The 14111-nt window shown below is 55.3% G+C and carries 16 protein-coding genes; 6 read left to right on the top strand and 10 right to left on the bottom strand.

What is annotated here, in order from left to right:
* The 3 genes from ugpE to ugpB all read right to left on the bottom strand — a co-directional run bounded on the left by ugpE (position 1) and on the right by ugpB (position 3126).
* Positions 1-852 (bottom strand): sn-glycerol-3-phosphate ABC transporter permease UgpE, encoded by an 852-nt coding sequence (ugpE, locus tag J7382_RS12845; RefSeq protein ID WP_209069399.1) that lies wholly within the window; start codon positions 850-852, stop codon positions 1-3.
* Positions 852-1733, bottom strand: a complete 882-nt coding sequence (ugpA, locus tag J7382_RS12850; RefSeq protein ID WP_209069400.1) for a sn-glycerol-3-phosphate ABC transporter permease UgpA — start codon at positions 1731-1733, stop codon at positions 852-854. The genes ugpE and ugpA overlap by 1 nt, the downstream gene beginning before the upstream one ends.
* 88 nt (positions 1734-1821) lie before the next feature.
* Positions 1822-3126, bottom strand: a complete 1305-nt coding sequence (ugpB, locus tag J7382_RS12855; RefSeq protein WP_209069401.1) for a sn-glycerol-3-phosphate ABC transporter substrate-binding protein UgpB — start codon at positions 3124-3126, stop codon at positions 1822-1824.
* 157 nt (positions 3127-3283) lie between these two features.
* On the opposite strand from ugpB, the gene J7382_RS12860 reads away from it, so the two are divergent.
* A complete protein-coding gene (locus tag J7382_RS12860) occupies positions 3284-4225 on the top strand; it encodes a LysR substrate-binding domain-containing protein (RefSeq protein ID WP_209069402.1) in 942 nt (313 codons plus the stop codon).
* A gap of 95 nt (positions 4226-4320) precedes the next feature.
* On the opposite strand, the gene J7382_RS12865 is transcribed toward J7382_RS12860, so the two are convergent.
* Entirely contained in the window at positions 4321-4632 is a 312-nt protein-coding gene (locus J7382_RS12865; protein ID WP_209069403.1) for an ETC complex I subunit, read from the bottom strand.
* A gap of 518 nt (positions 4633-5150) precedes the next feature.
* On the opposite strand from J7382_RS12865, the gene uvrB reads away from it, so the two are divergent.
* The 3 genes from uvrB to J7382_RS12880 all read left to right on the top strand — a co-directional run bounded on the left by uvrB (position 5151) and on the right by J7382_RS12880 (position 8468).
* Positions 5151-7343, top strand: a complete 2193-nt coding sequence (uvrB, locus tag J7382_RS12870) for an excinuclease ABC subunit UvrB (RefSeq protein ID WP_209069404.1) — start codon at positions 5151-5153, stop codon at positions 7341-7343.
* A 126-nt stretch (positions 7344-7469) separates the two neighbouring features.
* Complete coding sequence (locus tag J7382_RS12875) at positions 7470-7985, top strand: hypothetical protein (RefSeq protein ID WP_209069405.1); 516 nt, start codon at positions 7470-7472, stop codon at positions 7983-7985.
* Positions 7986-8084: 99 nt separating this feature from the next.
* Positions 8085-8468 carry a hypothetical protein gene (locus tag J7382_RS12880; RefSeq protein WP_209069406.1) on the top strand — a complete coding sequence of 128 codons (384 nt, stop codon included), beginning with the start codon at positions 8085-8087 and terminating at the stop codon, positions 8466-8468.
* A 62-nt stretch (positions 8469-8530) separates the two neighbouring features.
* Here the strand turns inward: J7382_RS12880 and J7382_RS12885 are convergent, their stop codons facing one another.
* From J7382_RS12885 to J7382_RS12900, 4 genes are all read right to left on the bottom strand, one after another.
* Positions 8531-8830, bottom strand: coding sequence for a zf-TFIIB domain-containing protein (locus tag J7382_RS12885; RefSeq protein ID WP_209069407.1), 300 nt, complete (start codon positions 8828-8830; stop codon positions 8531-8533).
* A 451-nt stretch (positions 8831-9281) separates the two neighbouring features.
* A complete protein-coding gene (locus J7382_RS12890) occupies positions 9282-9782 on the bottom strand; it encodes a hypothetical protein (protein WP_209069408.1) in 501 nt (166 codons plus the stop codon).
* 24 nt (positions 9783-9806) lie between these two features.
* Positions 9807-10214 carry a universal stress protein gene (locus J7382_RS12895; RefSeq protein WP_058241351.1) on the bottom strand — a complete coding sequence of 136 codons (408 nt, stop codon included), beginning with the start codon at positions 10212-10214 and terminating at the stop codon, positions 9807-9809.
* Between the two features lie 47 nt (positions 10215-10261).
* Entirely contained in the window at positions 10262-10582 is a 321-nt protein-coding gene (locus J7382_RS12900) for an antibiotic biosynthesis monooxygenase family protein (protein ID WP_209069409.1), read from the bottom strand.
* Between the two features lie 207 nt (positions 10583-10789).
* Here J7382_RS12900 and J7382_RS12905 point away from each other — a divergent pair, with 207 nt between their 5' ends.
* On the top strand, positions 10790-11110 hold the full coding sequence (locus J7382_RS12905) for a hypothetical protein (protein WP_209069410.1): 321 nt from the start codon (positions 10790-10792) through the stop codon (positions 11108-11110).
* Between the two features lie 2 nt (positions 11111-11112).
* Here J7382_RS12905 and hisD read toward each other — a convergent pair whose 3' ends face one another.
* On the bottom strand, positions 11113-12423 hold the full coding sequence (hisD, locus tag J7382_RS12910) for a histidinol dehydrogenase (RefSeq protein ID WP_209069411.1): 1311 nt from the start codon (positions 12421-12423) through the stop codon (positions 11113-11115).
* Positions 12424-12512: 89 nt separating this feature from the next.
* On the opposite strand from hisD, the gene J7382_RS12915 reads away from it, so the two are divergent.
* Complete coding sequence (locus J7382_RS12915; RefSeq protein ID WP_209069412.1) at positions 12513-13478, top strand: LysR family transcriptional regulator; 966 nt, start codon at positions 12513-12515, stop codon at positions 13476-13478.
* Between the two features lie 141 nt (positions 13479-13619).
* Here the strand turns inward: J7382_RS12915 and J7382_RS12920 are convergent, their stop codons facing one another.
* Entirely contained in the window at positions 13620-14051 is a 432-nt protein-coding gene (locus J7382_RS12920) for a low molecular weight protein-tyrosine-phosphatase (protein ID WP_209069413.1), read from the bottom strand.
* Positions 14052-14111 lie beyond the last annotated feature (60 nt).

The following is a 14111-nucleotide window of genomic DNA, read 5'->3' on the forward strand; positions in this document are numbered from 1 at the left end:
CTATTTATCTGTCTCAGTCAGCCCTTGCACAAAGAGCTTCTGCATGCCGATCACCACAAACACCGGTGGGATCATTGCCAAAAGTGCGGTCATCATAATGATGTGCCACTCAGGTGCTTGCTCTGCGGCTTCCAGCATTTCCTTGATGCTCATCACTATGGTGGTCATATCCGTGTCCGTGGTGATCAACAGCGGCCAAAGATACTGGTTCCAGCCAAAGATGAAGAGGATCACAAACAGCGCGGCGATATTCGTGCGGCTCAGTGGGATCAGAATGTCCCAGAAAAACCGCATCGGCCCTGCCCCATCAATCCGTGCACTTTCCAGCATCTCATCAGGGATCGTCAGAAACACCTGACGGAACATGAATGTTGCTGTCGCCGAGGCAATCAGAGGCACCGACAACCCCCAGTAGCTGTTGAGCATGCCCAAATTGGCGACAACCTCAAAAGTCGGGAGAATGCGTACCTCTACTGGCAGCATCAAAGTGATGAAGATCATCCAGAAGAACCCCATGCGGAATGGGAACTTGAAGTAGACAATCGCAAAAGCTGACAGCAGGGAGATCACAATCTTGCCCGAGGCGATCAGAAGCGCCATCACCAAAGAATTCAGCAACATGCGCCACACCGGCGCGCCAGCCGAACTGGAAAGCCCGGTGCCAAACAGCGTGTCTTTGAAGTTTTGCCAGAAATACGGTCCCGGTAGCAACGGAATGGGGGCCTGCGTCATGCGCACGGCATCATGCGTCGCCGCCACAAAGGTGATCCAGATCGGCAGCGCGACAATCACCACGCCGAGGATCAACACCAGATGGGAAACAAACGTAAGAAGGGGACGATTTTCAACCATCAGTATTCCACCTTTCTTTCAACATAGCGGAATTGGACAACCGTCATAATGATGACAAGGAACATCAGGATCACGGATTGCGCAGCGGATCCGCCCAAATCGAGACCAACGAAACCATCATTGAAGACTTTGTAGACCAGGATCGTGGTGCTATTTGCCGGACCACCCTGGGTGATGGCGTGAATGATGCCGAAGGTATCGAAAAACGCATAGACCGCATTGATCACCAGAAGAAAAAACGTCGTCGGGGAGATCAAAGGGAAGATGAAATCCTTGAACCGGCGCACTGGACCAGCACCATCAATCGCTGCCGCTTCAATGATTGAACGGGGAATAGATTGCATCGCGGCAAGATAAAACAAGAAGTTATAGGCGATCTGCTTCCAGGCGGCTGCAAAGATCACCAATGCCATCGCCTGAGACCCGTTCAGATAGTGGTTCCAGTCGACACCCAGCATGTCCAGAAAATATGGGAAGATGCCCAATGTGGGGTTGAACATAAACACCCACAGCGCCCCGGCCAACACGGGCGCCACCGCATAGGGCCAGATCAACAGCGTGCGATAGGCTGTGGCCCCACGCACGATCCGGTCTGCAAATCCAGCAAGGATCAGAGCCACTGACATCGACAGAAGGGCCACCGCAGCGCTGAAAAACAGCGTGCGCCAAAAACTGTCGAGGTAATGCGCATCGGCAAACAACAGTTCGAAATTCTCAAACCAGACAAACTCTGTGGACAGCCCAAAAGCGTCCTCAATCAAGAACGACTGATAGATCGCCTGCGCTGCAGGCCAGAGGAAAAAGACCACCGTGACAATGATCTGAGGGGCCACCAGCAAAAAGGGCAGCACCGAAGAAGGGAAATGAACGCGCTTAAGCATGCTACCCCGGCTATAGGAGAAAGGTCGTGAGACGGCAAAAGCGCCCGGCAGCTTACACAAGCCACCAGGCGCTCGGAGTTACCCGTCTTTATTTCGCAGCGCGCTCGAACTTGCGCAGCAGATCGTTGCCACGATCCGCAGCCGCATCCAGCGCCTGCTGAGCGGTTTTGTCACCCGCCCAGAGCGCTTCCATCTCTTCGTTGATCACGTCGCGGACCTGCACGAAGTTACCAAAGCGGATGCCACGGGAGTTGGCGGTTGGCGTGTTCAGACTCAACTGCTGGATGGCCGTATCAGTGCCCGGGTTTGCATCGTAAAACCCCTGCTCTTTGGACAGCTCATAGGCCGCTGTGGTGATCGGCACATAGCCGGTTTCCTGGTGCCACCACGCCTGAACCTCTGGCGACGACAGATATGTCATGAACTGTGCCAGACCTTTGTACTCGTCAGCATCATGTCCAGCCAAAGCCCAGAGGGTCGCGCCGCCAATGATAGAGTTTTGCGGCGCATCTGCGACATTGGTGTCCAATGGCAACATGGTTTGACCAAACTCAAAACCCGCCTGCGTTTTGATCGAGCCATAGTATGCAGAAGAGTTCATCCACATGCCGCACTCACCATTGGTGAACATCGGCAGCGAGTCGCCGCGACGACCGCCATATTTGAACAGATTGCCTTCAGACATGGCTGCGATGTCATCCAGACGTGCGGCCACTTTTTCATTGTTGAAGGTGAACTCCGTATCAAAACCAGCAAAGCCGTTTTCTTTGGTGCCCATTTCAAGGTCGTGCCAAGCGGAGAAGTTCTCCACCATCACCCAGGACTGCCAGCCAAAGCTGATGCCGCACTCCATACCGTTGTTCACCAGCGCCTGAGACGCGGCTTTGACGTCATCCCAAGTTTTTGGTGCCTCAACACCGGCCGCTTTCAGAGCGTCGGCATTGTACCAAAGAACAGGTGTAGAGCTGTTAAATGGCATGGAAAGCAGTTCACCTTCCGGCGTCTGATAGTAGGAAATCACTGCTGGAAGGTAGTCAGACTTATCAAAGCTCTCGCCCGCATCCGCCATCATTTTTTCCACAGGGTAGATCGCGCCTTTCGCCGCCATCATTGTCGCTGTGCCAACTTCAAAAACCTGCACCAGATGCGGGTGCTCTTTGGCACGGAACGCCGCAACTGCCGCCGTCATGGTCTCGGTGTAGTTCCCCTTGTAGGTCGGAACCACTTTGTACTCAGACTGGCTGGCATTGAAGTCGGCGGCGATCTTGTCCACACGTTCGCCGTTTGCACCACCCATGGCATGCCACCACTGAATTTCAGTCTGGGCAAACCCTGCGCCCGCCATCAAACTGGCCAGCGCGACGCCCGAAAAAGTTGCTTTAGTGAAATTCATCTCTCTTGTCCCTCGGTGAATTGACTAAATTTCAGGCAGAGAATTCGCCGATCCCAAAAATAATTCAAGTTAAACTTTTGCGACACAAACATAGCTCAATGTTATATACATGTCATAAAGCAATGCAATTATGGACAAAACCGAAGGAAACACCGCGTTGAAATTCCAAATCCGACAGCTTGAAGCCTTCCGCGCCGTGGCTGAAAGCGGCTCCATAACAAAGGCGGCAGCCGTTTTAGGCATCTCACAACCTGCTGTGAGTCGCCTGATGTCCGACTTTTCAAAATCTGTGGGTTTTGAGCTCTTCCAACGTCGCCGTGGTGTTCTGGAACCCACCAGCGACTCGCGCTATCTTTTGGCAGAAGTCAGTCGGATTCTGGACCGACTGGACCATCTGGATGACCTGCGCCGCGACATTGCAGAACGCAAGAGCGGGCACATTCGTATCGCATGCCTGCCCGGCTTCGCCACCAGTCACCTGCCCGGCGTTTTGGTGGATTTTCTGGCCGACCGCCCCGGAGTCACTGTCACACTGGAGCCCGACCGCCCCGAACGCATCCTAGAATGGATCATTGGCGAACAGTATGACTGCGCCATCACTGATGGATTCTCCGGCCACCCCGCGACGGAAGCAACGGACGTAAAAATCCGCTCTGTCCTGATCATGCCCGAGGGTCACCCCCTCGCGGAGCGGGCATTGTTGCGACCAAGCGACATACAACAGGAAAAACTCATTCATTCTCGCAGAGACAGCCCGTTCTTTCGCCAATTGGAGCGCGCTTTCGCGGAGGATGGTGCCGAAATAAACTCGTGGATCGAAGTTCGTCAATTCACCGCCGCATGCACAATTGTGGCACAGGGCCACGGGGTTTCAGTCGTCAGCGCGCTAGATGCCGAGCAATACCGAGATCAGGGCCTGATCATTCGTCCGTTTGCCCCACAACTTGATCATCGTCTGTCCATTCTACGCCCCATCACGGGAAATGCCTCGCCACTGGTCTTTGACTTTATCAAAGCCTTTACCGACAGCCTGACCCCATACACAGTGCCAATGCCCCGGCACACCACATCTGGTACAAACGCGTCCTCTGCCCATTAGCCAAGAACTGGACCAAAAAACGCCGACGGAGAATCTCCCCATCGGCGTTTCAGAAATTCTGGATGCGCCACCTCTCACAGCGCTCTATGCAAAATTCAGTGCGTCCAAGGCCCCCTGCGGTTGGTCGCAAAATTCTCACCATAGCCACCCGCACGGATGTTGGGCTTGCGTTGATGCGGCTCCATCACCTCTGCCTCGATATCGTGTTCGCGCGCGTAGCTGACAGCAGCTTCTTTGCTGTCAAACTTCAGGCGTATTTGGCTTTGCGTGTCACCGGAACCGGTCCACCCCATCAGCGGGTCAATGTCTTTGGCTTCCGATGGTCCGTATTCCAGAACCCATTGATGAGTTTTGGCTGTCCCGGAGGACATGGCCGTACGGGCTGGCTGATAGATGCGCGCAATCATAAGGCTCTCCTTGGCTTGCTGCTTTATCAAGGATTCTCGCTTCAGCGGCAAGAGACAGAATGGCGCAGAACTCGCTGTAAATCTTCAATCTTTGGAAAGGGAAGCTTGCAAGCAACCAGAAAACTCGGACAACCCGCGGGGAGCGAGGGGTGTAAGTGCGGTTTGAGCAGAGCTTTGCACCCGGCTGCTTGCTGCATGACCATAACGAGCAACCCATTCCTTTGGCAAGCGCAACACATATTTAATTGCGAGATAGGTGCAATTTTTATTCTAAAATTTCAATATCGCCCAGAATTTCTTACCAAAAACGGCCAAAAGACACATGACGCTAAGTCACTTTTGAGATTTTTACTGACCCGTCGATCAAAAATTTCTGCACATGCGAAGTAGATTTTGCCGCGTCGCAAAATTTTGAGTCACCGCCTATTGCAGCGTGGAGCGCACTTTCGCCCTTGCATAAGAACAAAAGAAGATCAAAATCACCCAGACGCGTAGACAACCAGCAATTGGAATCTCAAATGAGTGACGCCGCCAACGCCCCGCTTCTCAATGGCCCTGATCCGGAGGCAGCGCGCCGCCCCAAATTGGAGGGCGGCAAACGCATTGTCATGCACACGGAGTTTGAGCCCGCAGGCGATCAGCCCACCGCCATTGCCGAGCTCTCCGCAGGCGTGCGCGATGGCGAACGCAATCAGGTGCTGCTTGGCGCAACCGGCACCGGTAAAACCTTCACCATGGCCAAGGTGATTGAGGAAACTCAGCGCCCTGCCATCATCCTCGCCCCCAACAAGACCCTGGCTGCGCAGCTTTATGGCGAGATGAAAGGCTTCTTTCCTGAAAATGCCGTCGAGTACTTTGTCAGCTTCTATGACTACTACCAACCTGAAGCCTATGTGCCGCGCTCTGACACCTTCATTGAGAAGGAAAGCCAGATCAACGAACAGATCGACCGCATGCGCCACTCCGCTACGCGTGCCCTACTGGAGCGGGACGATGTGATCATCGTGGCCTCGGTCTCCTGTATCTACGGCATCGGCTCGGTGGAAACCTACTCCGCCATGACCCTCGATCTCAAAGCAGGTGGCGAATACGACCAACGCCAAGTCATTGCCGATCTCGTCGCCCAACAATACCGCCGCAACGACGCAGCTTTTCAGCGTGGCTCCTTCCGGGTGCGCGGCGACAGTTTGGAAATCTTTCCTGCACACCTCGAAGATCGCGCTTGGAAACTCTCGTTCTTTGGCGAAGAACTCGAAAGTATCACCGAATTTGACCCGCTCACTGGCGAAAAGACCGACACGTTTGAGCAAATCCGCGTCTACGCCAACAGCCACTATGTGACCCCCAAGCCAACGCTGAACCAGGCCATCATCAATATCAAAAAAGAACTGCGCCAGCGGCTGAACCAACTGGTGGACGAAGGCAAACTGCTTGAGGCGCAGCGGCTGGAGCAGCGCACCAACTTTGATTTAGAGATGCTGGAGGCACAGGGCTTCTGCAACGGCATCGAAAACTACTCCCGCTACCTCACTGGCCGTGCACCGGGCGAGCCGCCCCCCACCCTGTTTGAATTCATCCCGGACAACGCCATTGTCTTTGCTGATGAAAGTCACGTGTCGGTGCCACAGATCGGCGGCATGTACCGGGGTGACTATCGCCGCAAGTTCACGCTCGCGGAACACGGCTTCCGCCTACCGTCCTGTATGGACAACCGCCCGCTGAAGTTTGAGGAATGGGACGCCATGCGCCCACAATCCGTCTTTGTTTCTGCAACCCCTGCGGGCTGGGAGCTCGATCAATCCGGCGGCGTTTTCTCAGAACAGGTGATCCGCCCCACTGGGCTGCTGGATCCAGAGGTCGAAATCCGCCCGGTGGAAATGCAGGTGGATGATCTGCTGGATGAAATCCGCAAAGTCACCGCCCAAGGCATGCGCACGCTGGTGACCACGCTCACCAAACGCATGGCCGAGGATCTCACCGAATATCTGCACGAACAGGGCATCAAGATCCGCTACATGCACAGCGACATCGACACGCTGGAACGTATTGAAATCCTACGCGATCTGCGCCTTGGCGCCTTTGACGTGCTGGTCGGCATCAACCTACTACGCGAGGGGCTGGATATCCCCGAATGTGGTCTGGTGGCCATTCTGGACGCCGACAAAGAAGGCTTCCTGCGCTCCGAAACCTCCTTGGTACAAACCATCGGCCGCGCCGCGCGAAATGCCGATGGCCGGGTGATCATGTATGCCGACCGCATGACCGGGTCCATGGAGCGCGCGATTGGCGAAACCAACCGTCGGCGCGCCAAACAGATCGCCTATAACGAAGAGCACGGCATCACCCCGGCAACGGTGAAAAAGAACGTCGAGGATGTGCTTGCCGGGCTTTATCAGGGCGACACCGACCAAAGCCGCGTCACCGCAAAAATCGACACCCCGCTTGCTGGTGGCAATCTCGAAGCTGTGCTCTCTGGCATGCGCGACGACATGCGCAAGGCAGCTGAGAACCTCGAGTTTGAGGAAGCCGCCCGCCTACGCGATGAGATCAAACGGCTTGAAGCCGTGGACCTCGCCGTTGCTGACGACCCCATGGCGCGGCAATACGCGATCAAAGCCGCCGAAGAACAGGCTGTGAAAAGCAAAGGCCGCTCAACAGCGGGTCGCGCCGGACAACGCGGCGGAAATACAAGAAGCAAACGAAGCCGCTAACCCCGTATGGTGCGCATTCACTGCGCACCGCCGACCAAACGTCACACTGAAACGCCCCTTCTCACCACCACCCAAAGTTGATTAAGCTACCGTAGCTTTCATCAATACCTCCAAGGTCGTTTCCCTATGCATATTCTTATCGCTCTTCTTACCGCTATTGGCGGTGCCATATGGTGGTGGATGCGGATGAACCCGCGCGAAGCCATCGACACCGCTTCTGATCTCGCCACAACCGCCATCAACGCCCCGCGCCGTCTCGCTTTTCGCCGCAAAACTGGGCAACATCCTGTTGAGGGAATTGATGACCCGCGAATTGCGATCTGTGCGATCGCGCAGGCCTTCGTAGAAGCCGACGGGCTACCCACACAAGAACAGCGCGACAAGCTTCATGTTTTATTGCGTCAAAAGCTGCGCAGCACCGAGGAAGAGGCCAAAGAAATGGAAGTGCTTGGCCGCTGGCTGATGACCCAATGTGATGGGCCTGCTGCTGCGGTGCCGCGTCTGGCACGACGTCTCAATAAAATCGATAATGGCACCGCCTGGGATCAACTTCAGGATGTACTCTATCCACTTGTGCAGGGCGAGCTCTCAGAAGGTCAAATCAGCGCCATTGATGACTTACGTGTTGCCTTCAAACGGTAACTCATGCCCATTGCAGACCGTGCTATCCAATAACACCATCGCGTTTTTGCCTGTCAGGCCTCCCTGCAGCATGGCTCCGTTCAAACAACGGAGTCACACATGCACGCAAAATGCGCCCTCATCCTGCTCACTCTTTCCTCTATTGCCGCCTGCGCCACGCCATTGGAGCGGTGCCTAGCCACATCAGAGCGCAGCGTAAAACGTATCGAACACGCCATCGCCACAGCAGATGCCAATATTGCCAGGGGCTATGCAATCCACCGCTACGAAGAACCAATTGTTGTCCCCAAACACTGCCACGATGACAAAGGCCGCAAGTACCGCTGTGATGAAACTGAATATCACACCCTCGAAGTGCCGGTAGAAATCGACATCTGGGCAGAGCGTGAAAGGCGCGACGAGCTGCGTGACGATCTGATCTATGCCCGCGGTCAGGTCGCCCTTCAGTCTCAACAGTGTTTCGCCAGCTATCCCGAAGCTTAACCTACACAATCATATCCACAGCAACAAAAGGGGGGCCTTAGCCCCCCGAAATCTAGCCTGCATCAGAAATCAAAGATGTCATCCAGAAAGCTACTCATCTTTTTCTTTTTGCGTCGTTTGCTGTCATAGCGCGGATCATAGTGCGCCTCTTGTCCACGTCCGTCATAGCCCCGTTGCGGGGCTGGCTGCACGGCCTCGGAGGGCGGAGGTGGTGGAGGTGCCGCAAAAGCTGCGGCGCGCTCAATGATCTTGTCCAATTCGCCGCGATCCAACCACACGCCCCGACATTGCGGACAATAGTCGATTTCAACACCATTGCGATCCGCGATCACCAGCGTCGCACCATCAATTGGACATTTCATCAAGTTCCTCCTTACTGCGTCACTCTCTTTAGATAGGAGGCCGTTTCCGCATTTCATGTGTGAGAGCAGTAATTTACCGATCCAGAAGCGACCCGCTGCCAATTCCGACAAAAATACTCGCAACACTCAATGCCCGACAAAATTCATCAACTATTTGTTTTTAAACGTTTTTCTTGCAAACCACGCTGAATCATCTTATAAAGATGTCAACAGAGAGCGAGCCAGACTGGCCACTCACGTACGAAGCAAGCAATCCAGCAAGGCCCAGCCATTCGCCAGGTCCAGCAAGACAGCAAGCCACGCACGCAGGAAGACACAGTCCAGCCAGCTAAAAAACGGCGCCAAGGTTTTTCCTAGGCGCCGTTTTTGTTTTACGTCTAATTGTCTTCAGTTTGTACCGCGCTTCACCGCTGATACGTGTGCGTCCAAGATCACACGCCGATGAAAGCGCCTATTGAAGGAGCTCTTTAGAGGCAAGAATCGCTTCAGCGATGGGCTCAAAATAGCGCGCTTCAACCGAGGATCCGCTCCGCATCTCTTCTGCAGCGCGATCAACCGCAGCCATATACTGGGCACGTGCTTGTGGCAGCGATTCCTCGGTAACCGCTTTGATCCGCCCACCATTGACCCGCGCACGGCCGACCTCGGCATCCATATTGGCCCGCACAAAGGAATAAAGGCCGCGATTTACGCGCGTAAGCGCTACCTCCGCCTCCCAATACACTGACGCTTTGGAAATCACGCGCACCGTTTGACTGTAGGTCTGGCGCAAGCAATCCAACCGATATACCACATCCACAGTGGCACATTGCTCAATCCCATAGGTGAATGTGTCTACCGTGCGCTTGGTCTGCTCATTGGAAAACCCATAATCCGTTTCCGCCAACACCGGCTGCGCAACAGCAAAGGTCAAAACCGCAGCCACACCGCGCAACCATTTGAACATCTTCATATGTGTCAGCCTTTCCGAACCAATCTACCGGGTCACATGTACAGCACAGGCCGCATGGCGCACAACCTGTGCTGCGGTACTTCCAAGCACAATATCCTGCATTCCTGGGCGGTGAGAGGCGATCACGATACAATCCACATCTTCCTGCCCGGCCCATTTCACAATTGTCTTGCCAGCCGTGCCTTCGGCGACAACTCCAGTGGCATGGGGCAACTCGCTCCCCATGGCCTCCAGACTGGCGATTATTGCCGCCTGCGCCTCGGCCTGAAACCCCTCAGGAACGTAGTTGATCACGTAACTTGGCACATGTGCCATAACATGCAGCAATGTGACCCTCCCACCCTCACTCACCAAAAGCCCCGCCGCCGCAATCGCTTCAGAAGGATCATGATCTTCATCGAAGGCCACAGGCACCAAAACATGTTTATACAAAGCACTCTCCTAACCAACGGATTGGGTGTCTTCTCAAGAAGATAGGGTCAATCAAAGGCAGCGACAACATCATACATGACCGGTTCAAAGCTGCGGCACAACTGCGTGATACGGCGATTGCGCAAGCGCATCTCTTCGCTGCGCAACATCGCCTGAAAATCCTCTCGACGCTGCCATTGCGAATAGTTGGCAATGCGCGTTTGTGCGTCATTCACATGCAGTCCAGCCGCAATAAACCCCGGCTGCTTAGATATGAATTGCGCATAGGCCTCTGTCAGCTCATCCATCAGATCTTGACAGGTCCCCGGTGTCATTTCGAAAGTTGTTATGACGGTCTGAAGGGCCGCCTCCTCAGAGATTTTTGGCATCTATGTCTCCTCCACACTCTTTAGCCTAGACCAGCAAAAACCGCTTTGACCACATATTTCCCCCAAGCTCCGCGCCACAAATTTGTACAAATGAGAGCCCACGCGCTTGTGATTGCATCCTTTGCGCAACTGCAGCATAGTGAGGCGAGGTAAGAACCGGGCGCACAGATGGAAAACCACGGCCCCGGATACGAGTACGAGGCAGTCATGAAAAACATCCTTTGCACGCTGCTTGCAGCAGCGATTTTGATACCATTTCTTCCTTCTGAAACTGAAGCAGGCACCATGACGCGCGCCTGCCTGCGGTCAGATCGCGATGGCGCAACGCGATCCATGTGCCGCTGCATTCAGAAGGTGGCCAATCAATCGCTCTCCCGCTCTGATCAAAAACTGGCTGCGAGCTTCATCAAAGAGCCCCATAAGGCGCAGGAAATTCGCCAATCAGATCGCCGCAGCCACGAAACCTTCTGGCTACGCTACAAGAGTTTTGGCGAAGATGTCACTGCAAGCTGCAATCACCTACGCTGACATCAGCCGGACTGAGCGACCTTCAAATGCGGCGCTGGGCAGTGCAAACCGCCGCGCCGTTCCGCACTGATGGCATGCCCTTCCATGCCTTCTTGACGCGAAATTGTGGCAGACGCGCGCACCAAATCTGGCAAAGCATCTGCCTTCACACGCTGCCACGTCACTGTTTTCAGAAACTTATGCACTGACAGCCCCCCCGTATAGCGCGCGGCTTGATCCGTGGGCAGCACGTGATTGGGGCCTGCTGCCTTATCGCCAAAGGTCACGCAGGCTTCAGCGCCCAAAAACAACGACCCATAGGACTGCAACCTCTCTCGCCACCACGCCAAATCAGCCGCCTGAACATGGAGGTGCTCCGGCGCATAGCGATCCGCACAGATCGCCATCTCCTCGCGCGTATCGCAAAGTATGACGTCTGCGCGTTCCTTCCACGCCTGCTGCGCAACGCTACGATTGGGTTCCGGCAACGCCGCAAAACATGCAGGCACAAGGTTGAGCACATCCGCCGCAAGCGCCTTCGATGTGGTCACGAGCCAAACAGGTGAATTGGCCCCATGCTCGGCCTGCCCGACGAGATCCCAAGCAACCGTTTCCGCATCGGCCGTTTCATCCGCGACAATGAGCACATCTGTTGGTCCTGCGAACATGTCGATACCAACCTCACCAAACAATTGCCGTTTGGCCTCAGCCACATATTGATTGCCGGGGCCAACCAGAATGTCGGCTTTTCCCGCACCAAAATACCCCTCTGTCATGGCCGCAATCGCCTGCACACCACCCAAGGCCAAGGCCCGATCTGCGCCCGCCAGCCACATTGCGTATAAAATTGCTGCAGGAATGCCCTCGCCCAAACGCGGAGGGGAACAGGCGGTGATGTCAGCCACCCCGGCCACGCGCGCAGTTGTGATACTCATCAGCGCACTGGCAACATGACTGTATCGCCCCCCCGGAACATAACAACCCGCAGCCTGCAATGGGATCACCTTCTGCCCCGCAAATAGCCCCGGGCGCAGCTCGGTTTCAAACTCCGTCAAGCTCGCTTTCTGCGCTTCCGCAAAACGCCGGATATTGTCATGCGCGTAGCGCAGCGCGTCACGTAATTCAGGCGCCACCCGCGCTGCGGCCTCCGCCATTTCATCCCGCTCCACCACAAGAGCGCCATCCCACCGATCCAACCGCTGCGCATAGTCACACACGACGGCCTCACCGCCCTGCCGGATACGCGTCAGCATGATCTCCACAGTATCGCGCGCCTCCGCTTGGCCAGCTGCCACCACGGCCGGATCCGCTTTTTTCAAATATGTCACTGCCATAACTGGCTCCTTGCACACTTTCCCTGAAGTCTTGTCTTGACCCACCCCGCATCCCTATTCACAAAAAGCAAATCTACCGGAGAGACATAATGCTCAACAAAGGCGTCACCCTGCGGGGGCTTGAAGTGTTTGAAGCGCTGGCCGCGACTGGCGCTGTTGCGCAGGCAGCAGAAATCACTGGCCTGTCTCAACCAGCTGTGTCGCAGCAGATCAAAAATCTTGAACGCGCCCTTGGCACAGATCTTCTGGACCATGGGAAACGCCCGATGCAATTGACACCAGCGGGACGCGCCTACCTCAGCCGTGCGAGTGCCGTGCTTGCCGAACTGCGTCTTGCCCAAAGCGAACTCTCGGTGATGGACCTCACGCACCTCACCCAACTCTCTATGGGCATCATTGATGACTTCGATAATGATTTGACGCCACGGCTCGTGACCACTTTGGCAGAGTCGATGACACGCTGTCGCTTCCGCCTTGTCACCGCGCCAAGCCACGAAATCACCGAAGCGATCCGCGCCCGAGATCTGCACCTTGCCATCACAGCCTCTTCTGGAGAAGTTATTGACGGCATTACAGAATACCCTTTGACCCGCGATCCTTTTATTCTTGTTGCGCCGGTGGGATATGTGCCTGCACAAGGCGACATCATGACCGCACTCACAAACCTGCCCATGCTGCGCTACGGACAGGAACAACTGATTGGCCGCCAGATCGAAGCACATTTGAAACGGTGCAAACTGAAGTTTCCGCAGCGTTTTGAAATCGGCTCTAATCCTTCCCTTATGGCGATGGTATCGCGCGGCATCGGCTGGGCGATCACAACGCCTCTGGGTTATCTGCGCGCCGCGCGCTTTCACGATCGGGTCACGGCCCACCCTTTGCCTTTCACGCCCTTCAGCCGCACCATTTCTCTCTTGGCCAGCGGGGACTGGGCCGATACCGTTCCGCGCGACGTGGCCCAAACCATGCGCAACCTCCTGCGCGCCCATATGATCAGCCCCGCCATCGAGAAATTCCCCTGGATGGAAAGCGATTTTCGAGTTTTGGAGCGCTGAGGGCGACATGGGCACGGATCCTGGAAGCGTTTCTCAAACCCTTTCAGAGCCCCATGGTATTGTGCAAGGCGCGTGACTGCGGCTTCATAAACTCCACGCCACAACTTTCAAAAAACGAAATGTAGAACCATGCCCTGCTGCTCAGAGCGCCGCTACAAGGCCTTTTGCGCAGTCTTCGATCAGATCGAGCGTCTGGTCAAAATCCCGCGTGTAATAAGGATCCGGCACCGCCTCAGCGCCACTCTGCGGTGCGTATTCTGTAAAAAGGCGCACAGGCGTCTCATTGCCCACCGGTCGCAGTGCCTCAACATTGGCGAGATTGTCCGCGTCCATGGCAATGATCAGATCAAACCGCGCAAAATCCGTCACCACAAATTGGCGCGCGCGCAAATCAGACAAATCATATCCCCGCGCCATCGCTGCCTCTTGCATGGGCGCATAGGGGGCTTCGCCCACATGCCAGCCGCTGGTCCCTGCACTATCAAGCTCTACTTCAGGTGCAAAACGTCGCACGACACCCTCCGCCGTGGGGGACCGGCAGATATTCCCAAGACAGACAAAAAGTATTTTCATTGTGGCCTTCCTATGTCTGGCGCGATTGTGCTCTGTCTGACCTTTGCGTCAAGCGTCTTG

The sequence above is a fragment of the Shimia sp. R11_0 genome (assembly GCF_017744035.1).
Lineage (GTDB): Bacteria > Pseudomonadota > Alphaproteobacteria > Rhodobacterales > Rhodobacteraceae > Shimia > Shimia marina.

What these genes read in the sequence shown, in the direction of transcription:
- J7382_RS12885 (WP_209069407.1), bottom strand. Translation starts at nt 8,830, where the DNA reads ATGAAATGTCCAATTGATGGTGCGACGCTGGTGATCGCGGATCGCAAT.
- J7382_RS12880 (WP_209069406.1), top strand. Translation starts at nt 8,085, where the DNA reads ATGCACGCAAAATGCGCCCTCATCCTGCTCACTCTTTCCTCTATTGCC.
- J7382_RS12875 (WP_209069405.1), top strand. Translation starts at nt 7,470, where the DNA reads ATGCATATTCTTATCGCTCTTCTTACCGCTATTGGCGGTGCCATATGG.
- J7382_RS12905 (WP_209069410.1), top strand. Translation starts at nt 10,790, where the DNA reads ATGAAAAACATCCTTTGCACGCTGCTTGCAGCAGCGATTTTGATACCA.
- ugpE (WP_209069399.1), bottom strand. Translation starts at nt 852, where the DNA reads ATGGTTGAAAATCGTCCCCTTCTTACGTTTGTTTCCCATCTGGTGTTG.
- J7382_RS12920 (WP_209069413.1), bottom strand. Translation starts at nt 14,051, where the DNA reads ATGAAAATACTTTTTGTCTGTCTTGGGAATATCTGCCGGTCCCCCACG.
- J7382_RS12900 (WP_209069409.1), bottom strand. Translation starts at nt 10,582, where the DNA reads ATGCCAAAAATCTCTGAGGAGGCGGCCCTTCAGACCGTCATAACAACT.
- ugpB (WP_209069401.1), bottom strand. Translation starts at nt 3,126, where the DNA reads ATGAATTTCACTAAAGCAACTTTTTCGGGCGTCGCGCTGGCCAGTTTG.
- ugpA (WP_209069400.1), bottom strand. Translation starts at nt 1,733, where the DNA reads ATGCTTAAGCGCGTTCATTTCCCTTCTTCGGTGCTGCCCTTTTTGCTG.
- J7382_RS12890 (WP_209069408.1), bottom strand. Translation starts at nt 9,782, where the DNA reads ATGAAGATGTTCAAATGGTTGCGCGGTGTGGCTGCGGTTTTGACCTTT.
- uvrB (WP_209069404.1), top strand. Translation starts at nt 5,151, where the DNA reads ATGAGTGACGCCGCCAACGCCCCGCTTCTCAATGGCCCTGATCCGGAG.
- hisD (WP_209069411.1), bottom strand. Translation starts at nt 12,423, where the DNA reads ATGGCAGTGACATATTTGAAAAAAGCGGATCCGGCCGTGGTGGCAGCT.
- J7382_RS12865 (WP_209069403.1), bottom strand. Translation starts at nt 4,632, where the DNA reads ATGATTGCGCGCATCTATCAGCCAGCCCGTACGGCCATGTCCTCCGGG.
- J7382_RS12915 (WP_209069412.1), top strand. Translation starts at nt 12,513, where the DNA reads ATGCTCAACAAAGGCGTCACCCTGCGGGGGCTTGAAGTGTTTGAAGCG.